At 47.0% G+C, this 20,869-nt stretch carries 19 protein-coding genes and 2 tRNA genes; 19 read left to right on the forward strand and 2 right to left on the reverse strand.

The window, feature by feature from the left end; translation table 11 throughout:
• Positions 1–270 precede the first annotated feature (270 nt).
• Positions 271–1,746, forward strand: a complete 1,476-nt coding sequence (gene argH / locus ACFQY8_RS03380) for an argininosuccinate lyase (protein WP_377938505.1) — start codon at positions 271–273, stop codon at positions 1,744–1,746.
• 42 nt (positions 1,747–1,788) lie between these two features.
• Complete coding sequence (locus ACFQY8_RS03385; protein ID WP_377938506.1) at positions 1,789–2,073, forward strand: thiamine-binding protein; 285 nt, start codon at positions 1,789–1,791, stop codon at positions 2,071–2,073.
• A 90-nt stretch (positions 2,074–2,163) separates the two neighbouring features.
• On the opposite strand, the gene ACFQY8_RS03390 is transcribed toward ACFQY8_RS03385, so the two are convergent.
• Positions 2,164–3,114, reverse strand: a complete 951-nt coding sequence (locus ACFQY8_RS03390) for a 3-hydroxyacyl-CoA dehydrogenase family protein (protein WP_377938507.1) — start codon at positions 3,112–3,114, stop codon at positions 2,164–2,166.
• Positions 3,115–3,297: 183 nt separating this feature from the next.
• Between ACFQY8_RS03390 and tyrS the strand changes: the two genes are divergently transcribed.
• From tyrS to recN, 6 genes are all read left to right on the forward strand, one after another.
• Positions 3,298–4,617, forward strand: coding sequence for a tyrosine--tRNA ligase (gene tyrS / locus ACFQY8_RS03395; RefSeq protein ID WP_377938508.1), 1,320 nt, complete (start codon positions 3,298–3,300; stop codon positions 4,615–4,617).
• 2 nt (positions 4,618–4,619) lie between these two features.
• Complete coding sequence (locus ACFQY8_RS03400; protein WP_377938509.1) at positions 4,620–5,885, forward strand: hypothetical protein; 1,266 nt, start codon at positions 4,620–4,622, stop codon at positions 5,883–5,885.
• A 77-nt stretch (positions 5,886–5,962) separates the two neighbouring features.
• The gene (locus ACFQY8_RS03405; protein ID WP_377939181.1) at positions 5,963–6,982 is read left to right on the forward strand and encodes an HAD-IIA family hydrolase; all 1,020 of its coding nucleotides are present in this window, start codon (positions 5,963–5,965) and stop codon (positions 6,980–6,982) included.
• Positions 6,983–7,105: 123 nt separating this feature from the next.
• Positions 7,106–7,861, forward strand: a complete 756-nt coding sequence (locus ACFQY8_RS03410) for a TlyA family RNA methyltransferase (RefSeq protein WP_377938510.1) — start codon at positions 7,106–7,108, stop codon at positions 7,859–7,861.
• A 53-nt stretch (positions 7,862–7,914) separates the two neighbouring features.
• Complete coding sequence (locus tag ACFQY8_RS03415) at positions 7,915–8,826, forward strand: NAD kinase (protein WP_377938511.1); 912 nt, start codon at positions 7,915–7,917, stop codon at positions 8,824–8,826.
• On the forward strand, positions 8,826–10,559 hold the full coding sequence (gene recN / locus ACFQY8_RS03420; protein WP_377938512.1) for a DNA repair protein RecN: 1,734 nt from the start codon (positions 8,826–8,828) through the stop codon (positions 10,557–10,559). Before ACFQY8_RS03415 ends, recN begins: the two co-directional genes overlap by 1 nt.
• A 169-nt stretch (positions 10,560–10,728) precedes the next feature.
• Here recN and thrC read toward each other — a convergent pair whose 3' ends face one another.
• Entirely contained in the window at positions 10,729–12,228 is a 1,500-nt protein-coding gene (gene thrC / locus ACFQY8_RS03425) for a threonine synthase (protein ID WP_377938513.1), read from the reverse strand.
• A 125-nt stretch (positions 12,229–12,353) separates the two neighbouring features.
• On the opposite strand from thrC, the gene ACFQY8_RS03430 reads away from it, so the two are divergent.
• The 11 genes from ACFQY8_RS03430 to ACFQY8_RS03480 all read left to right on the forward strand — a co-directional run bounded on the left by ACFQY8_RS03430 (position 12,354) and on the right by ACFQY8_RS03480 (position 20,844).
• On the forward strand, positions 12,354–13,667 hold the full coding sequence (locus ACFQY8_RS03430) for a glutamate-5-semialdehyde dehydrogenase (protein ID WP_377939182.1): 1,314 nt from the start codon (positions 12,354–12,356) through the stop codon (positions 13,665–13,667).
• A complete protein-coding gene (locus ACFQY8_RS03435) occupies positions 13,667–14,215 on the forward strand; it encodes a hypothetical protein (RefSeq protein ID WP_377938514.1) in 549 nt (182 codons plus the stop codon). Before ACFQY8_RS03430 ends, ACFQY8_RS03435 begins: the two co-directional genes overlap by 1 nt.
• Before the next feature lie 13 nt (positions 14,216–14,228).
• Positions 14,229–14,906 carry a nicotinate-nucleotide adenylyltransferase gene (gene nadD, locus ACFQY8_RS03440; RefSeq protein ID WP_377939183.1) on the forward strand — a complete coding sequence of 226 codons (678 nt, stop codon included), beginning with the start codon at positions 14,229–14,231 and terminating at the stop codon, positions 14,904–14,906.
• A 67-nt stretch (positions 14,907–14,973) separates the two neighbouring features.
• Positions 14,974–15,984 (forward strand): ribose-phosphate diphosphokinase, encoded by a 1,011-nt coding sequence (locus tag ACFQY8_RS03445; protein ID WP_377939184.1) that lies wholly within the window; start codon positions 14,974–14,976, stop codon positions 15,982–15,984.
• Positions 15,985–16,047: 63 nt separating this feature from the next.
• Positions 16,048–16,118: transfer RNA gene (locus ACFQY8_RS03450), tRNA-Gln, on the forward strand.
• Positions 16,119–16,198: 80 nt separating this feature from the next.
• Positions 16,199–16,996, forward strand: a complete 798-nt coding sequence (locus ACFQY8_RS03455; RefSeq protein ID WP_377938515.1) for an HAD-IIA family hydrolase — start codon at positions 16,199–16,201, stop codon at positions 16,994–16,996.
• Between the two features lie 14 nt (positions 16,997–17,010).
• Positions 17,011–18,402 (forward strand): bifunctional UDP-N-acetylglucosamine diphosphorylase/glucosamine-1-phosphate N-acetyltransferase GlmU, encoded by a 1,392-nt coding sequence (gene glmU / locus ACFQY8_RS03460; RefSeq protein WP_377938516.1) that lies wholly within the window; start codon positions 17,011–17,013, stop codon positions 18,400–18,402.
• A gap of 43 nt (positions 18,403–18,445) precedes the next feature.
• Positions 18,446–18,871, forward strand: a complete 426-nt coding sequence (rsfS, locus tag ACFQY8_RS03465; RefSeq protein ID WP_377938517.1) for a ribosome silencing factor — start codon at positions 18,446–18,448, stop codon at positions 18,869–18,871.
• On the forward strand, positions 18,872–19,609 hold the full coding sequence (locus tag ACFQY8_RS03470; protein ID WP_377938518.1) for a histidine phosphatase family protein: 738 nt from the start codon (positions 18,872–18,874) through the stop codon (positions 19,607–19,609).
• A 148-nt stretch (positions 19,610–19,757) separates the two neighbouring features.
• Positions 19,758–19,830 (forward strand) — tRNA-Ala (locus ACFQY8_RS03475).
• A gap of 63 nt (positions 19,831–19,893) precedes the next feature.
• Positions 19,894–20,844, forward strand: a complete 951-nt coding sequence (locus ACFQY8_RS03480; RefSeq protein ID WP_377938519.1) for a magnesium transporter CorA family protein — start codon at positions 19,894–19,896, stop codon at positions 20,842–20,844.
• The last annotated feature ends 25 nt before the right edge of the window (positions 20,845–20,869 follow it).

A 20,869-nucleotide genomic window follows, 5' to 3' on the forward strand; every position in this document is an offset into this window, starting at 1 on the left:
TTCCACAAGAGCGAGCACCGACAAGATTTTTATTACTAACTAGCCAGCAACACATTTTGTCCTATAAGCCCGGTTTCTTCTTGGTTTAGCGTTTGACCCTTGTATGCTTGCCAGGCCTGGTCCTTTCCGGGTTTTCGGCTTATCATACCTTCACACACAAAACACAAAATTCACAGATTGATATATTAAAGGTCATAGTTACAAACTCTGTGGAGATGTCTCTGTATAATCAAAATAATATTATTTCCCATTGGCATGGAGTTAAAGACGATGACTGCGCAAGAAACTGAAGGTATTGCATTATGGGGTGGACGCTTTGCATCTGGTCCATCCGATACGCTGGCAAAGCTGAGCAAATCAACTCAGTTTGATTGGCGCTTAGCAGATGACGATATTGCAGGTTCCCGTGCTCATGCACGTGCCTTGAATCGAGCGGGACACTTGACCTTAGATGAACTCAATAGTATGGAGCTTGCTTTAGATGAGCTTCAACGCAGAGTGGATTCAGGGGATTTTACACCTATTGAATCTGATGAAGATGAGGCAACTGCGCTCGAGCGTGGTCTTCTTGCCATCGCAGGAGACGAGCTGGGAGGGAAACTTCGTGCAGGACGCTCACGTAACGATCAGATAGCTACCCTTATTCGTATGTGGCTACGCAGACAGGCACGTTTCATTAGTCGTGAAGTCCTGGCGCTTGCACAAGCCCTTATCAAAAAATCAAAGAGCGCTGGATATGCTGTTATGCCGGGACGCACACATATGCAGCATGCTCAGCCAGTTCTCGTATCGCATCAGCTTATGGCTCATGTTTGGCCTCTTTTACGTGATGTGGAACGTTTAATTGATTGGGATAATCGGTGCAATGCTTCTCCGTATGGTTCTGGGGCGTTAGCCGGGAATACTCTTGGTCTTGATCCCGAAGCAGTTGCACACGAGCTAGGCTTTAGTACAGTTACTGAGAATTCCATTGATGGAACTGCTTCGCGTGACCTTGTAGCAGAGTTCTCTTTCATTGCAGCGATGCTTGGCGTGGATATTTCTCGTTTAAGTGAAGAAATTATTATTTGGAATACGCAGGAATTTGCCTTTGTTCGTTTGGATGATGCATATTCAACAGGCTCATCCATTATGCCACAGAAGAAAAACCCTGATATCGCTGAGCTTGCCCGAGGTAAGGCGGGTCGGTTGATAGGTGATATGACAGGTTTAATGGTCACACTTAAGGGCTTGCCGACTGCTTATGCACGTGATTTGCAGGAGGATAAGGAAGCTGTATTCGACCAAGTAGACACTTTGTGCGTAGTGCTTCCTGCGTTTACTGGAATGATTGAGACGATGGAATTTGACTTCAATCGAATGGAATCCCAAGCACCAACTGGTTTTGCGTTGGCAACGGATATTGCTGAATGGCTTGTGAAGCAAAAGGTTCCGTTCCGCTATGCACATGAGCTCTCGGGTGAATGCGTAAGGTTAGCTGAAGAGCGTGGAATAGAACTATGGGACTTGAGCGATAGTGACTTTAAGTCTGTCTTCTCCAACTTCTTATCTGCAGATGTTGCTCCAGAAGTGCGTACTGTTCTTTCTACGCTTGGCTCAGTAAATTCTCGTCTCGGCAAGGGCGGGACTGCATATGAACGTGTGAAAGAGCAGATTGCCTTCGCTGAAAAAACAGTAAATTCTCTGCAAGATTTTGCTCAGTCTTCTAGCGATGGAAGTGCGTATAAGGCTCCAGGTAGCTTTTAAACTCTTACACGAGAATCCCCCCCAAAAAAAGAAAGGACAAAAATGAACAACTGTAGTATCGCTATTCAAGTCTTGCCGATGAAAGTTAGCGATTATATACCAGATATTGATCGTGTAATCTACTACCTTCAAGATCGATTTCCGCAAGCACGCGTGACACCTTTTGAAACTGTGATTGAAGGTACATACGAAGAGTGCATGGATGCACTACGCCAGTGCGCATTAATTGCAAGCGAAAAGGGATGCGACGATGTCATTGTGAATGCCAAAATTGCATATGGAAACGTCCTATCGAGTGAAGAAAAGACTTCTAAATTCGAAAAGTAAAATTTTTCGAGGAAAAATTATGCGGGGGCGAAACTTACTTCGTTTCACCCCCCCACGTATATGTTTATATCGGCAGGATACAGCAAATTACTATTCTGTTGTAACATCACGCTCAAGGAATTTCATGAGCTGTTCATCACGATGTGCTACAGTCTGTATACCTTCGTCTCCATTCCAATCATAAAATCCGCGACCAGTTTTATTTCCTAGCTCTCCTCTACGTACTTTTTCGGCGAGGAGCTGGTTCGGCGTTGTTGAGTTATCTGCGTCTTGTAAAAGATATTCGCTGACACTCTCAAAGATATCAAGACCACCTAAATCTGCACTGATAATCGGCCCTAAAATACTCCAACGGCGTCCTAAGGAATACTTAATAATATTATCGACATCTTCAGCAGTTGCGATATCGCGTGAAACGATATTGAGTGCCTCCCGGATGACTGCCATCTGAATGCGGTTACCTACAAAACCAAGACACTCTCTTTTGAGAGGATATGCTTTCTTACCAACAGTGCGAAGGAAGGCAACAGTCGTATCAACTGTATCTTGCGAGGTGCTCCTTGAAGGGACAACTTCTACGAGTGGCATGAGATGCGCTGGATTCCAGTAGTGCGCCACAACGAATCTGTGTGGGGTTTTTAATACCTCGGCGATGGCACTGGGGGAAAGTCCGGAAGTGTTCGTGGTAAAAATTGCATCTTGAGGAGCGTTTTCTTCAACCTGTTTCCAAATAGATTGCTTAATCTCGAGCTTTTCCGCTACCGATTCGGTGACATACTGCACATCGTGGACTCCGTTCGATATGCTGGTAAAAGTTGTTATTCGTGCCAAGATATCATCTATGTTTTGACCTGCAATGAGATGATGCTCAGAAAGCTCTACTGCATCATGACGAATCATGTCAAGTCCGTGCGAAAGAGCATCTTCACTCATATCAATGAGATGAACATTATAGCCGTGGACAGCAAATTCCATAGCAATCGAATGTCCCATAGTCCCCGCCCCAATTGCAGCGACGGTCTTGATATCTTCGACTCGCATGATTATCTCCTTTGATTTTCGTGTATCAGAAGTTACTAACCAGTATAAAACTCTTGCACTTATAGATGTTTCCTTTACCCGTATCATGTGAAAGTCTAAAGTGCAAAAGTCTCACTCACATGCGAAACTGGACTGTACATTTTACAACGAAACAGTGTGAATTCATCACTTGGGAGGATTTCCATGACACAGGTGAGGAACTACAAGGAAGCGGGGTTTGGTACCGTCCTTGAGGAACTCGAATGGCGCGGACTTATCAATCAGTCCACCGATCGCGAGGAGCTTGCAAAAGCTCTGAATGGAAACCCTATTACTTTTTACACAGGGTTTGACCCTACCGCTGCCTCTATCCATATCGGTAACCTTGTCCAGGTTATCCTCATGCGACACCTGCAGGCCGCTGGTCATCACCCTATAGCGTTAGTAGGAGGAGCCACAGGGCTGATTGGCGATCCTCGGCAGAGTGGAGAGCGCACGCTAAACTCTAAGGAGATTGTCGCGCAATGGACTGACCGCTTGCGTGCTCAGATATCTCGATTCTTAGAGACATCGGGTGATAACCCTGTGCGTTTTGTGTCTAACTATGACTGGACAGCTCAAATGAGCGCAATTGATTTTCTTCGTGATGTAGGAAAAAATTTCCGTCTTGGCACAATGCTAGCAAAGGATACTGTTGCGCGTCGTTTGAATTCTGACGAGGGTATTTCGTTTACTGAATTCAGTTATCAGGTACTTCAGGGAAATGATTACCTACATCTCTACGATGAATTTGGCGTCACTCTTGAGACCGGTGGTGCTGACCAGTGGGGGAATTTGGTTTCCGGTCTCGATCTTATTCGTAAGGTTCGTGGTGTTTCTGTTCATGTGATGACAAGTCCAATCATTACTGACTCCAACGGTAAGAAGTTCGGCAAGTCTGAGGGTGGCGCGATTTGGCTCGATCCGACGATGTTCAGCCCATATAAGTTCTACCAGTTCTGGTTTAATCAGCCGGATAGTGAAGTTATCAAACTCTTGAAATTCTTTACCTTCCTCCCAAAGGAAGAAATTGAACGTTTAGAAGGCGAAGTAGAAGTTAACCCTGGTGCTCGTGAAGCACAGCGCACTCTCGCGTGGGAAGTGACTTCGTTTGTTCATGGAGACAAAGCTGCTCAGGGTGCTATCGATGCTTCTGCTGCTCTTTTTGGTCGAGGTGAATTGACAGATCTTGACGAGGAAACCCTTGAATCTGCTCTTGAGGGAGTGAAAGTTGATGGGGCTGACGGCGAGAAAGTCTTCGCGACGGTAGAAGTCGGTGCTCGTGTCGTAGAAGCGGGTGTAGCATGTGGTCTGTTTAAATCCATCTCGGAAGCGCGTAAGACCATCAAAGGCGGCGGCGTATATGTAAATAATCAGCGCGTTGAGGACGCTGAAGCTGTGCTTAGCAGCGAAGATTTCCTCTTTAATCGTTTTGCTCTCGTACGTCGAGGCAAGAAGGCACTCGGTGCAGTGGAGGCTAAATAATAATGGCAGATAATCATTCTGGTCGCCGCTCTAGCGGTAATTCCAATGGTGGGCGTCGTTTTGGTGGAAACCGTGGCAGTAAGTTTGGCGGTAGCAATCGTGGCGGCTCTCGTCGTGGAGGTCGCAGCGGTCATGAAGAAAGTGGAGTAGCTCGTGGAAACCGTCATTTTGAGCATAGCGGTAATCGTAAGAGTAACCGCCGCTTTAATTCTGATCGCCGTCGTGATGGTGGTGAAGAACGTCGTTTTGATCGTGGCGAGCGTACCAGCAATCCTCGCTATAACAAATCAAATGAGCGTAATACGAGACGTAATAATCAAACTGACAGAGGCGGACACGATAATAACTTTAGAGACCGTACCGACGGTCGTGGAAATCGCCGTAGCTTTAGTAATGAGCGCGGAAATCACCAAGGTCGCTTCGCTTCTGCAAATTATGACAATCCACGCAAGAATTCGGATGGTACATTAAGTTTCCCGTCTCAGAACCCGTATACCGACCGTCGTCCAGATGAGCCAAAAATGCCGAAGGGGCTTGAATGGTCGATGCTCTCCAAGGATGAGAAAGAGCGTCTTCGTGGGCTTTCCAAAGAACATGCTGAAAACATTGGGTTGCACATGCTCGCGGCTTATGCTCTTGAAGAAGATGATCCGGATGCGGCTATGGAGCATGCTAAATGGGTAGCACGGCAGGCTTCGCGCGTCGATGTTTCTCGCGAGACATTAGCATTTATCGCGTACCGACAGGGAGACTACAAACTTGCATTGCGCGAATTCCGCACTGCACACCGTATGAATGGTTATGGTGATTATTTGCCATTCATGGCAGACTGTGAGCGAGGTTTAGGGAATCCTCAAAAGGCGGTAGATATAGCATTATCTGACGATGCTAAACATCTTCAAGGTGAGGCGAAAGCGGAACTCTTTTTGGTATATGCCGGTGCGTTGGCTGACCTTGATCTTTTTGATAAAGCGATAGAGGTTGTTCATACTATTGCACATGCGCAAGGTGTCGGTGGTGCATATCGTATGCGCGCTGTGCAAGCTGAACAGAACTTCCTAGAACTTGCTGGACGCCAGGATGAAGCTGATAAGCTTAACGGTTTGCTCGACCACCTCGAAAATCAGTATGCAGACGTTGACGAGCTCGATACTGAAGATACTTTTGTCGATAATGATCTTGAAGTCGTCGACGAAGATATGCTTCGTGATTTAGGTATTGAGATTGACAATCAAGAGCCTGAAGTTTCCGAGGAAGACACAGACTAATTTTAAGTGAGGTAGGCATCGTGAATTCATACCCAACATGCATTAAGGGAAGCGATAAACCCCTTGCTGAAGCATATATGCTGGCATTGCTGGATTTAGATGGGGTAGTGTATCGCGGTGCTAACCCTGTAGAGAATGCTGCTAATGGTATCTCTCAGGCAGCTCAGTTAGGCATGCGCATCGCGTATACGACAAATAATCCATCACGCTATCCTGATACTGTAGCTCAGCAAATTTCTAGTTTTGGCGTGACTGCGAGCGGCAGTGATGTCATTACATCAGCGATGGTAAGTGCAGCGATGCTACGTGAACGGCTTACACCGGGTTCCAAGGTACTCGTCGTCGGCAAAGACCATTTGAAGACTGAACTGGAAAATGTTGGTCTTGTTATTGTCGATAGTGCCGATGAGAAACCGGATGTTGTTATTCAATCGTGGTTCCCTGAAATTAGTTGGTCTATCCTTGCTCAAGCATCCTACGCTATAGAAAACGGTGCGCAATATTTTGTGACAAATCGCGACATGACAATTCCTCGCGAGCAAGGCATCGCTCCAGGAAATGGTGCGCTTCAGCTTTCGGTCATTGCGACAACAGGTCACGAGCCAATTGCCTCTGCAGGCAAACCTGAAGCTGCTATGTATCATCAAGCACGCAAACTTTTTAGTCCAACCGAGGACATGGTTGAGACCCATGATTGCTTACCGGTGGGGGATCGATTAGATACTGATATCGAAGCTGCAAATCGTGGTGGATATGACAGTGCTGTAGTTTTGACAGGTGTAGCCAATGCACAGCAGATTATTCAGGCTAAGCCAATTCTTCGCCCTACATATATTTGTGCAGATTTATTAGGGCTGTCCCAGAAGCAACCTGAAGTAGTGCATAACGATAACGTGTTTGTATGTGAGAACGCCCAGGCGTGGGTTGAAGATGCTGCGCTTCGTGTCAGTATTAATGATCAATCAGCTACTGAGCCAATCTCTAGTCTTCACGCATTACGTGCTGCGGCGAGTGCTGCGTGGGAGGCAGTTGATCAGCATCGAGTGGGGAGTGCTGAAGAACTTGCCATCCCCGAATTTGCGCAGAGACTGTCTTAGAAAGTTCTATGTCTACTATGCCACATGATTTCTCTGAAGATACTGACTTCGATACTATTATCGAGCACTACACTCATGTGTTATCAGACTTGCAGAATGAATTAAATGAGCAGGTAGAGTAGCATGGTACAACGGCTTGATAAGGAACTCGTCAGCCGAGGTCTTGTTTCCACGCGCTCACGAGCACATCAGCTCATTGATTCAAGAGCGGTCGTAGTCAATGGGAAATTAGACAGGGTAAAAGCATCCTTAAAGGTAAATGCGACGGACGAAATTAGTGTGATAGAAGATGCTCATTCTGCTAGACATTACGTTTCACGCGGAGCCATTAAGCTACTCAATGCTTTAGACCTTTTCATTCCACAAGGTTTCCCGCTGCCCGAAGACACATGCTGCTTAGATATCGGTGCATCAACAGGCGGATTCACCCAGGTACTTCTCGACAAAGGAGCACGAAAAGTTATCGCACTTGACGTAGGACATAACCAGCTTGACCAACGTATTGCTCGAGACACGCGAGTAATTGAGATGAGCGGTACAAATATACGTGACGTTAACCTTGAAACTCTTCCCTTTTCGCCCGAAATCACGGTGTCAGATGTGTCTTTTATCTCTCTGACATACGTTATCCCCGTAATTGCGAGAATTACAAAGCCGGGGGCGCATGGTGTTTTACTGATTAAGCCGCAATTTGAAGTGGGGCGAGCAAAGCTCGGTAAGGGGGGCATTGTAAGCAAGGAAGAGCATAGACAAGAGGCGATTAGTACAGTCACTTCTTGCGCTAAACACTATAGCTTCGATGTACGTGGAGTCATACCATCGGCGATTACGGGGACTCATGGCAATCAAGAATATCTATTGTGGATAACTCGCCTATAGGCTTGTAATTTCGTGTACGCGATAAAATAGTGGTCACTGACGGGAGTGTTCACATGAATCAGACAGGCAATCGTAGGGCAGTAGTAGTCACTCATGCAGCGTTGCGTGAGCATACATCTGTAGTAGATCAGGCGTTGTCACAGCTGACAAATCTTGGATTTGCTGTCCAAGTGCGCGATGACATTCCTGATACGCAGACATTTGGAGAGCATGCTAAACCGGTAAGTGATGATGTAGAAATCGTTATAGTCCTTGGTGGCGATGGCACGATTTTGCGTGCAGCTGAGCTTGTCAAGGGTACGCATGTGCCCATTATCGGGATTAACACGGGGCATATCGGTTTTCTTGCTGAATTTGAGAGTTTTGAACTTTCAGATGCAATGGAAAAAATTGCTGCACGAGATTACTCCATAGAGGAACGCATGATTGCGGCTGTAGAACTCTATCTGCCGGGAAGTACGACGAGTTTTTGTGATTGGGCATTAAATGACGTCATCTTAGAGCATGAAGATCGCTCTCGCATGGTCGAAGTGGGAATTAAGGTTGATGGTGTAGCAACGAGCTCCTTCGGGTGCGACGGAGTTATTGTCTCCACTCCGACAGGATCGACTGCTTATGCATTTTCTGCCGGTGGACCTGTGATATGGCCAAATGTTGAAGCATTACAACTTACTCCTATAGCGGCACATGCACTGTTTGCTCGGCCGATGATTATTGGTTCCACATCGACCTTTGACGTTTCTGTGCTGGAAGCTTCAAGTTGTGAAGGCTGGATTTGCTGCGATGGGCGTCGTCAGTGTATCGTCCCGAAAGGCTCGCACGTAAATATCCGACAGTCATCAAGCGTACTGAGACTTGCACGGCTTTCCGGAGCTCCATTTACGGAAAGATTAGTTCGTAAATTTGATTTACCTGTAAAAGGGTGGCGTGAGACGGCTTCTCAGAAGAAGGGGTATACACTCTGATGCTTGAAGAACTTGAAATCAGGAACCTTGGCCCTATCAGTCAGGCTCGTATCATGCCACATCCAGGTATGAATGCTATTACGGGAGAAACGGGTGCTGGCAAGTCTATGCTGCTTAATGCGATTGAGCTCATTTCTGGAGCACAGGCACAATCTCAACGTGTAAGCGCGAACTCTGACCAAGCGAGAGTCCAAGCGATATTCGGTGTTTCAGGTAGCGATGATATTAAAGAGCTAGCACAAAACGCAGGTGCAGAATGTGTAGATGATCAGCTTTTTATCAACAGAACTGTTCCTCAGAAGGGACGATCTCGTGCAGTGCTAAACGGGCAAACAGTACCTCGTACGGTTTTAACGTCTATTGCGAGCAAACTCGTGACTATTCACGGGCAGTCAGAACAATTAAAAATCGCGAATATATCTCGGCAACGTGACTTTCTAGATGATTTTGCCGCGAATGACACACAAAGAGATACTTATCGTAAGGCTTTCGAAAACTACAGCACGTTGAAAGAAAAGATTGACCAGCTCAAGTCTACGCAGTCTCAAGCTATAGCACAGATTGATTATCTTAAAGATGCTATCTCGCGCATAGAAGCTATCCATCCGCATGAAGGTGAAGATGATGAGCTCAAATCGCAACGCGATTATATCGAGAATGCGACAGAAATTGCTATAGCCCAAGCAGCAGCTTTGCGAGCATTAGATACAAGTGAGAATGATAACGATGAAGCAAGTGTGAGTGAACTTCTAACCCGCGCTATCCATGAACTGCATGCTGTAAGCCATATTGAGCAGATGTCGGAGATTATGTCACGTCTCGAGACCTTACGTGATGAGGTACAAGACATTGTCTATATGCTCAGTCAGAGTAGCAATGAAGACGTTAATCCGAACGATTTAGACAAGATTAACGAGCGAATTCATGATTTAAGTGAGCTTACAAAACGATGGGGCCCAACTCTCAAAGATGTGCTTGAGTGGAAGGAAAAGGCGCAGTTTGAGTTGGAAGATTTGGACGCCTCTCCTGAGCGGATTCATGAGCTTGAAGTCGAACTCACGCAGGCAATGGAAATTGTGCGTAAAGCTGCTAAGGAGTTAACACGGACGCGTGTTGTAGCAGCGGAGGAGCTGAGCGCGAATGTCAATAAAGAGCTTAAATCCTTGGCTATGGAAGGTTCTGCCCTCTATGTCAGCGTGTCTGAAAGTTCAGAGTTGGATGTGCATGGTGCGGATGATATTGTCTTTGAATTTGTTCCGTTCCCAGGTGCTCCGCGACTTTCGTTGGGGAAAAGTGCATCAGGCGGTGAATTAAGTCGTTTGATGTTAGCTCTAGAACTTGTTGCGTTTGAAAAGAAACGTGTACGCATAGATCAAATGGAATTATCAGAGCAGCGGGGAAACGTGCCGACTCTTATATTTGATGAAATTGACGCAGGCGTGGGTGGCGCCACGGCTGTTGAGCTTGGCAAGCGACTCGCTCGTCTTGCTGCGGGAGCTCAGATTATCGTTGTAACGCACTTGCCCCAGGTGGCTGCATGGGCGGACGAACAATTTGTAGTATCAAAGACGAAGAGTGCTTCACAAGCAACCACTACTGTTACGGAAGTCAATGGCGAAGCGCGAGTTGCGGAGATAGCACGAATGCTCTCTGGTTCTCAGTCAAAGACTTCATTGCAGCATGCACAAGAACTACTGGATGAGTGCACTTTGAAGATGCCGGAGCTAGCCTAACGCTAAGTTTTTTGTAATGTGAATGCTGAACAGTTTGAGTCGGAGCAATTCATCGTACATGTGGTAGTTAGTGAAAGAATGTTTTCACTAACTACCACATGTACGTCAGTCTCTTTTATTTCTCATTAAGAAGTAAAAGAGATAGGGGGGGGAGGTACGTATTGTAGTCTTATTGAGCAAATTGAGTAGCCATATCCTTTACATACTCTGCCATGTCAGCCACATCAATTTCACCCGTAAAGCGTGGAGCCATACCTTCCAACGTGCGTAGGTTTGAAGGAATCTCCATATCGCTGAACTCATGCAAAGCATCCATGCAAGTAAAGTCGGATGCAGGCGCACTTTGTCCCAACGCTTCAAGGACAGCTCGAGGGAATTTATAAGGGCTTGCCGTAGAAAGAATAATGCGAGGAGCCATTGGCGTGCCTTCAGTAGTGTTGAGCACATGATAAGCGCATGCGGTATGCGGATCTATGACGTAATGATTTTGATCCCAACAGTCTGCAATTGCCTCACGAACTTGATCTTCGTCAGCCCATCCGCAGTCAAAGACCTGGCGAATTTTAGACATAATCTCGGTCGGTACTTCATAGCGACCAGTTGAAGCTAAGTCACTCATAAGGCGAGAAATAAGCTCAGTGTCTCCATCACTGAAGTAGTAGAGCATTCGTTCTAGATTTGAGGAAATTAGAATATCCATACTTGGAGAAATAGTGGTAAAGAATTCACGATTACGGTCGTAAATACCCGTGGTAAGGAAGTCATAGAGAACGTTGTTCTTGTCGCTCGCCACTACAAGTTTACCGACAGGAAGCCCAAGGCGCATGGCGTAGTAGCCTGCGAGTATGTCTCCAAAGTTTCCTGTAGGCACGACGAAATCTACTTCATCGCCGTTATTGATAACTTGAGATGCCAAAAGCTGCGCATACGCTGCAAAATAATAGACGACCTGCGGAACGAGACGTCCTACGTTAATCGAATTAGCAGAAGATAGACGTGTATGCGACTGAGCATCAATGTCGAAACCAAGCAAAGTATCGCCAAAGATATTCTTCACTGAGCTTTGAGCATCATCGAAATTACCACGTACTGCGACGACGCTTACATTCGCCCCCTGTTGTGTAACCATTTGTAAGCGCTGAACTTCACTAACTTGACCTGCTGGGTAGAAGACCACGATACCAGTGGAGTCTACACCAGCAAAACCTTCAAGAGCGGCCTTGCCAGTGTCTCCAGACGTAGCCGTCAAAATCAAGACACGTTGTGTAGGTGAAGCTGCATCTGTTCCAGACGTTGTGTGCGCCATTAAACGAGGGAGCATCTGAAGAGCTACATCTTTGAAAGCGGAGGTTGGTCCATGAAAGAGTTCAAGAATATAGTCGTCTCCGAGCTCTTTGAGAGGAGTTATTGTTTCATCTTTCCACTGCTGTCCATAAGCTCCAGCGACACATTCTTTTAGCTCAGCTTCTGAGAAGCCAGGCAGGAGAGCACTTAAAACAGTCAGAGCAATTTCTTGGTAAGTTTTTCCCACCAAGGTGTCGACATCTACAGTAACTGAACCTAAACCGTCAGATACGAATAAACCACCATCATCAGCAATACCCTTGCGAATAGCCTGCTTAGCGGTTACAGTGACGTCGGTGCTGCGGGTGCTATGAAAAAGTTCCACAATGTACCTTCCGGTGACGAGATGATAAATAATAACTCCGCGCATAGCGGATAGGTCCAATTTTACAGATATGAATGGTCGAAATAGGCGTACGTGTGCATAGAATGAGATGTATGAATCTCAAGATGGACAGTACGGATATACACGTGGATATACGCAATAAAGAAGTAGATACCGTGTTAGATGAGGTCTGCAGTCGTGCTCGCAAGGCTCAAAACGCTCAGCATGCTTTGAAAAATATGACTACTGAGATGAAAGACGACTTGCTGCGAGCTATAGCTGATGCCGTTGATGCGCGCGCTCAAGAGATTGAAAATGCAAACGCCATAGATATGAAAGACGCTAAAGAAAACGGTATGGCAGTAGGGTTGCTGGATAGATTGCTCTTCGACTGTGCTAGAGTCCGCTCCAGTCTCGATGGTATGCGTCATATAGCTACGCTTCCAGACCCTATCGGTAAAGTTGTGCGTGGGCTGAATATGGACAACGGCATGAGGCTTGTGCAGTCGCGGGTACCGATGGGTGTAGTCGGTATGATTTACGAAGCTCGTCCAAACGTTACTCTAGACGTCATCGCACTGTGCATAAAATCTGGCAATGCAGTGATTGTTCGTGGTGGGCACGCAGCTCAGCGTACTAATGCGGCGACGTTGAGCATCGTACATGATGTCCTGCAAGAGCGCGGAGTAGATGAATCACTGGTCCAAACAGTCGATGATTTTGGTCGTGAAGGCGCACAGGCACTCATGCGCGCTCGCGGATATGTTGATTTACTGGTACCTCGTGGCAGTGCACAACTTATCTCGTATGTGGCCGAAAATGCTACTGTTCCTGTCATTGAAACCGGTGCGGGGAACGTCCATATTTATGTCGATAAAAGTGCTAACGTAGAGAAAGCTATTCCTGTTATTATTAACGCTAAGACTCAACGAGTTGGCGTATGCAATGCTGCGGAGAAACTTCTAGTCCATAAAGATATCGCTGAAAAGTTTTTACCGCGTGTAGCAACTGCTCTCACGCAGGCAAACGTAAACTTGCGATGCGATGAGCGTGCTTTCGTAATCCTTAACTCTGCTGGAATACCATGTCATAGAGCAACAGATGAGGACTGGGACAGAGAGTATCTCGACTACATCATGGGGATAGCCGTCGTCGATGACGAGCAGTGCGCTATCGACCATATTAATAGGCATTCTACAGGGCATACGGAAGCTATCCTCAGTGAGGATTATTCTGCGATAGAGACATTTACACGCTCTATCGAGAGCGCGGTTATCATGGTAAATGCATCCACGCGTTTCACCGATGGAGGACAGTTTGGCTTTGGTGCAGAGCTTGGTATTTCAACTCAAAAGATGCATGCTCGTGGTCCTATGGGGCTTGAAGAGCTGACGACGACTCATTGGATAGGATACGGTACAGGGCAGGTGCGCGCATAATGACGTATAACAGTGTAGATAGTGCTGATTTGCTGGCAGCAGAGGAGCTTACGCCACGAACGATGCTCAGGGTAGCATCGGAGAGATTGAGCACGGTTCGTTATGTATTTGTTGTTGCTATTGAAGACGGTATTGCGAATGTAGCTCAGCGCAGTGCGCTCGAATATAGTGATGCTGTACTTATTGGCTGGCCAGATGGGGATGCTGAAGATGTTCATGATCCAGATAATCGTGAAGACGTCGCAGGTTTTATCGCTGAAGTAGAGAAGCGCATTGATATTTTCCGTCAGGCGGAGAGTGATAACGATGTCAACGTTATGGCGGATACACTGATTCATATTTCGGAATACGTAGCTCAAGTTCGTAAGTCTTATCAGCCGGAGTTTCTTCTTCCCACATATGCAGAGATTCGCCGTTTCGTACAGCAGCAGTGGGATGAGGAGAATGCTGCTCATGCTGCGAGTGCGCAGGTAACTGCTAGCGATGCTAAAGAAAGCGTGACAGATGGAGCTGAGGATACGCTGAAGGAGAAAACACGTGTCCATTAATGAAATTCGTTCGATGTCTAGTATTGTCCCCGCGTCTCATATACGAGTCACGCATCGTAAATCTGCGCGTGGAAATTTCCATGAGCGTGCGCGCATCGGCATCATGGGTGGAACTTTTGATCCTATCCACAACGGACATTTGGTCGCTGCCTCTGAAGTGGCATGGGTGTATGACCTCGACGAAGTTATCTTTGTCCCAACAGGACGACCTGTTTTTAAGCAGGGGAAGAATGTCACAAATGAGGAAGACCGCTACTTGATGACGGTTATTGCTACAGCCGCTAACCCGCAGTTCTCCGTGTCACGTGTAGATATCGACCGCCCGGGCATTACGTATACCATTGACACTTTACGTGATATACGCGCTCTTCGCCCAGATGCTGATCTTTTCTTTATTACAGGTGCAGATGCGTTGGCAGAAATTATGAAATGGAAGGATGCCGATGCAATGTGGAATATAGCGCATTTTGTTGGAGTGACGCGTCCGGGCTATGTGATGAATCCGCAGAAATTTGGAGTGCCTGATAAGGCAGTAGATGTAATTGAAATTCCTGCTCTTGCTATCTCTTCTACAGATATTCGGCGGCGTAGTTATGAAGGGGAACCAGTGTGGTACCTCGTGCCTGATGGAGTCGTACAATACATCAGTAAACATGGCTTATATAGTCATGCTGACGAGCAAAACTCCTAAGACTCATGTGTCAAGATTTACGGTTACCATGAAAGCAATAACTGTCTACTAATTGGTTGGAGTTGCTGTGAGTGCAGTCCTCGAAGGTAAGCCTGATAAAAATCTAATTTTGGTTACAGGTCGTTCTCATCCAAAGTTGGCACGGAATGTGGCATGCGAGCTCGGTGTTGATGTGCTCGAAACTACGCAGTATGACTTCGCAAATGGCGAAATGTATGTCCGCTATACGCAGTCTGTTCGCGGAGCCGATGTTTTTGTGCTTCAGACTGCTACTCAACCGACAAATAAGTACATTATGGAGCATCTCATCATGATTGATGCTCTCAAGCGTGCTTCTGCAAATTCCATTACAGCTGTGTGCCCTTTGATGCCGTACTCTCGTCAAGATAAGAAGCATCAAGGTCGTGAGCCGATTTCTTCACGTCTTGTCTTTGACTTGTTGCGTACTGCTGGAGCAGATCGCATTATGTCCGTTGATTTGCATGCAGCACAATCTCAAGGTTTCTTCGATGGTCCAGTAGACCACTTGCAAGCAATGCCTGTGCTTGTAGATTACGTTCGTGATCAGCTTGATTTAAGCAATGTCGCTGTGGTATCTCCAGATGCTGGACGTATCAAGGTCGCCGAGCAGTGGGCTCTTCGTCTTGGCGGCGCGCCATTGTCCTTTGTACATAAGACACGTGATATCACTCGTCCAAATCACGCAGTCGCAAATCGTGTAGTCGGCGACGTGGAAGGTAAGGATTGTGTCCTCGTTGATGATTTGATTGACACTGGCGGTACTATCGTCGAGGCATGTCACGTCATTATGGCTGCCGGCGCGAAATCTGTGACGGTCGTGGCGACGCATGGTGTATTTTCTGATCCTGCTGTGGAACGCTTGAAGTCGTGCGGTGCGCGCGAGGTCGTTATTACTGATACTGTGCCTATTCCAGCTGAAAAGCGCTGGGAAAATTTGACTGTCTTGTCTATTGCGCCGCTTTTGGCTTCAGGTATTAAGGCCGTCTTCGAAGACACGTCGATGGCTGATGTTTTCAATAATTATCCAACGCATCACGGCGAGTTCCAACTCGGCTAAGAGAAAAATGTGACGCGGCTGTGCTGCATTCGTTCGTAGGGTGTGGTACAGTCTGTAGAGAATTCCCCCATGGTGTAATGGCAGCACACGGGTCTTTGGAACCCTTAGTCTTGGTTCGAATCCAGGTGGGGGAGCTGCTTAGGGGAGCCGGTGTTCAGCAAGTCTGTCACCGGCTTTCTTGATAAAAGGACAGTACGTCTCGGAAAGGGGCAACATGACTGTACATACAATTGATACGTGGCTTACTGATATGGATGGGGTACTCGTTCATGAGCAGCGAGCACTACCAGGAGCGGCAGATTTCATTCAGGCTTTACGCGATAATGGACGCAAATTCTTGGTGCTAACGAACAATCCAATGTATACTCCGCGTGATTTATCTGCTCGTTTGAAGCTTTCAGGCATTGATATTCCAGAAGACCATATTTGGACTTCTGCACAGGCGACAGCGCAGTTCGTCTCTCAGACAATTCCGCAAGGTTCTGCCTATGTCATAGGCGAGGCGGGTTTAACTACTGCGTTACATGAGGCGGGTTATATCCTCTCTGACCGTCACCCTGACTATGTCATCCTCGGTGAAACTCGTACCTATTCGTTTGAAGCAATCACAACTGCGATTCGACTTATCCTCGGTGGTGCTCGCTTCATCTGCACAAATCCAGACAATGCAGGTCCATCAGATCAAGGAATTTTGCCATCGACTGGTGCAGTCGCAGCATTAATCACTAAGGCAACGGGGCGCGAGCCATACTTTATCGGCAAGCCGAACCCTATCATGTTCCGCACTGCGCTCAACCGTCTCGGTGCTCACTCTGCATCAACAGCGATGATTGGTGATCGTATGGATACCGATGTCATCGCAGGTGTTGAGGCTGGCTTGCATACATTTCTGACGCTCACGGGAGTCACGACAAAAGACCAGGTTGAAGCGTATCCATATCGTCCAAGTCATGTCGTGGATTCCATAGCAGACCTAATTCCAGTCGCTGAAAGTGGCGAGGTAGAAGAGTAGAAGAGAAGAGCAAAATGAGCATTACAGCAGCAATCATCCTTGCAGCAGGTGAAGGTACTCGTATGAAGTCATCCACGCCAAAGGTGTTGCACTCTCTGGCAGGAAAGACTTTTCTCCAGCGTGTCATGCGAGCAGTGGAAGCTACTTGTCCGCAATCTATCGCTGTGGTCGTCCGTCATCAGGGTGAGGTGGTAGCTAGTGCGGCACGAAGTTATAACAACGACGCCGTAATTGTTAATCAAGACGAAATTCCAGGTACTGGTCGAGCTGTTCAGTGTGCATTAGAAGAGCTTAAAGCTCGTGGTGACCTTGACGGTACGATTGTCATTGCAGCGGGCGATATGCCGATGCTTGATGCTGATACGCTCAACACTCTTATCGCTGAGCATGAGAAGAGCGGTAATGGCGCGACGATTTTGTCGTGTAAGCTTGAAAATCCGTTTGGCTATGGTCGCATCATTCGTGACTCGGCTGGAGGGTTCGTGCGCATCGTAGAGCAAAAAGACGGTACAGATGAAGAGCTTGCTGTCAATGAAGTTAACACATCTGTCTATGCTTTCGATGCGCGTGTACTGATGCAGTCAATTGAGACTTTGAATTCATCTAATGCACAGGGTGAGTTTTACTTAACGGATGCGTTGTCAAATGCACGTGAGATATCTCAAGTGGGAATTTCTGTCGTCGATAATCCTCTGCGTGTCGAGGGAGTAAATGATAGAGTACAACTTGCGAAGCTAGCAAAAGCATATAATCGCGAAATCTGCGAGTATTGGATGCGCGAAGGTGTGTCTATCTTGGACCCGGAAGCGACATGGATTGAAGATGATGTTGTCCTTGAAGCAGATTGTGTAATTTTGCCGGGATCGTATCTTCAGGGTGAGACGCATGTGGCAACAGAAGCAGTGATTGGTCCCGATACAACACTCATTGATGCTGTAATTGACCGCGGTGCTCGCGTAGAGCGTTCTCGAGTGGAGAAAACGCATATCGGTGAAGAAGCAAATATTGGTCCGTGGACTTATCTGCGTCCAGGAAATGATTTGGCTCAAGGAACAAAGGCTGGCGCTTTTGTGGAGATGAAGAATGCTCACATCGATGAAGGTACAAAGGTTCCGCATTTGAGCTATGTCGGCGATGCACACATCGCTCATCACACCAATATCGGTGGCGGTACTATTACTGCAAACTATGATGGTGTCCATAAGAATCGCACGGAGATTGGTTCGAATGTCCACGTTGGGGCTGGAAATATGTTCGTTGCACCTGTACGTGTGGGCGATCATGTCACTACCGGTTCTGGTTCTGTAATTCGTCATAACGTCCCAGATGATGCAATGGTCTATTCTGAGAATACCCAACATGTGGTGGAAAATTGGAAGCCAAAATGGGAACGCAACGACGAGTAGTGGGCGGCAAAGTAGCCTTGCGAAAAGAAACGAGAGGAACACTATGACAGCATTTAAAGAATCTATTGAAGCAGCACGTGTCGCCGCTTGTGGTGCTGATGAGATGAAAGGCGAAGACATTGTCGCTTTTGACGTATCTGAGCCGTTAGGACTTACTGATATTTTCCTCATAGCAACGGGAACGTCACCACGTCACGTGCTGTCCATTGCAGAAGAGATTGAAAAACAGATGTCTCTTCAGTGTCATATGGATCCACGTACTCGCGAGGGGCTCGAGGAAGGACAGTGGGTTCTTCTCGATTTTGGTGATATTGTCGTACATGTCATGGATCAGGACTCCCGCGATTTCTATGACCTTGAGCGCTTGTGGAAAGATTGTCCTCGCATTGATTTGAATCTGCCTCAGCATGATAGCGAAGCTAGTACAGATGAGGAAGATTTGGTTACACGTGAAGAAGGCGCAGAGTAAATGGTATATTCTGCACCGCTCAATGACATCACTGTCCCAGAAGGTTTTGCTCATCATGCGCGGTACATCACGTTAGTCCGTCACGGTCGTACGCAGTATAATGCAGAGCATCGTTTACAAGGGCAGATTGATATTCCTTTAGACGCGGCTGGTCGGTGGCAAATTCATCAGACCGCTCAGGAGCTCAAGAGACTTTATGTCGAGCCATCTAACTCAAAACAGCTCGTTGTTGCTTCGCCACTGATTCGTGCACAAGAGACCGCGCATGCGTTTGCTGATGATTTAGGTCTTGAAATTCACACGGATGAGCGTGTCAAGGAACGGGGCTTTGGAGAGCTAGAAGGAATGCCGGTAGCACAGATGAAGGAACGCTGGCCTGAAGATTATTACAGCTGGCGCAACTTTGGCGATGGTGAGCTCAGTCACGGTGCAGAGCCAAAATCTGAAGTTGGGAAACGCGGCGCTGAAGCAGTAAATGAATGGGCTCATTCGGTAGATTCTGATACAGAGCTTTTCGTATTTTCACATGGAGCATGGATTAATCAGACACTTCAGACATTGATGGGATGGAGCGAACATCATAGTGATTATGTCGATGTTGTCAGTGTGCGTAATGCGTTCTGGGCGAGAATGATGCTTTTTGATATGACAGACGGCAGTGAGCGTTATCGCTTAGTGGAGTATGCGCATGGTCCTGTAGCGGCTTACACGCAAGATTGGGACAATCCGCAGTTGTAGTGTACGCGGTCATCCTATGCATTCCTTTGGTACGAATGCATAGGATGACCGCCGATAGGACACGAGTGCTAGCCCGATAATCGAGTGATACACGCGCGTGGCGAGCGTTTGCGTCACAGCGTAATCTCGTGTAAAGTGAGTGGGGTTTGGGGCTATGGCGCAGCTGGTAGCGCATCTGCATGGCATGCAGGGGGTCACGGGTTCGAATCCCGTTAGCTCCACGAGAAGAGCATTCACCGCATGCAGCAGGGGTGTTGTGTGTCTGCGGGGAGGGGTGAGAGCCTATGATGCGAATTTTTAGCACAGTGAACGGGCGCACCGAACAAATTACACAACCTGAGCGTGGCTCGTGGGTAAACCTGACAAATCCTACAGATGCGGAATTAGCAGACATTGCTGATAAATGTAAGATTGATTTGGCTGATTTGCGAGCTCCACTGGATGATGAAGAGCGTTCTCGCGTTGATGTAGAAGATGGGTACACGATGATTATCGTGGATATCCCGACAGTGGAAGAGCGTGGCGGACGTGACTGGTATGAGACCATCCCGTTGTCCATTATCGTTACTGATGAGCTTATTATCACTGTGTGCATGGAGGATTCTTTACTCCTCCAACCGTTTATGGATGGAACTATCCGCGGTTTTAACACTTTCATGCGTTCGCGTTTTATCCTTCAAGTGTTGTATCGAAACGCTACGATGTACCTGCGCTACCTGCGCATTATTGACCGTGAGAGCGATAAACTTGAAATGCGTCTTCAGCATTCCACGGCAAATCGCGAAATCTTGATGCTTATGGAGCTGTCTAAGTCGTTGGTCTACTTTACAACGTCATTGAAATCAAATGAAGTTGTACTTGAAAAGTTGACGAATTTACAGCGATTCCGCTATTACGAGGATGATGCTGACTTACTTGAAGACGTTATCACAGAAAATAAGCAGGCTATAGAAATGGCAAGCATCTATCAGTCCGTTCTCCAGGGAATGACTGATGCGTTTGGCACGATTGTGTCGAATAACGTGAATAATGTCATGAAGACTTTCACTATCATTTCTCTCGTGATGGCGATACCTACTATGATTTTCTCCATGTATGGCATGAATTTCCAAAGGGGAATGCTTGGGATGCCATTAAGTGATTCTCCGTTTGGTTTTTGGATTATCATCGCGATTTCACTTGCGCTCGCAGGCATCGCAGCATGGGTTTTTACACGTTCAAATCGTTTTAAGTAGAGTTTATTGTTATTGTAAGAAGTTG

Source organism: Alloscardovia venturai (genome assembly GCF_042676605.1).
Taxonomy (GTDB): domain Bacteria; phylum Actinomycetota; class Actinomycetes; order Actinomycetales; family Bifidobacteriaceae; genus Alloscardovia; species Alloscardovia venturai.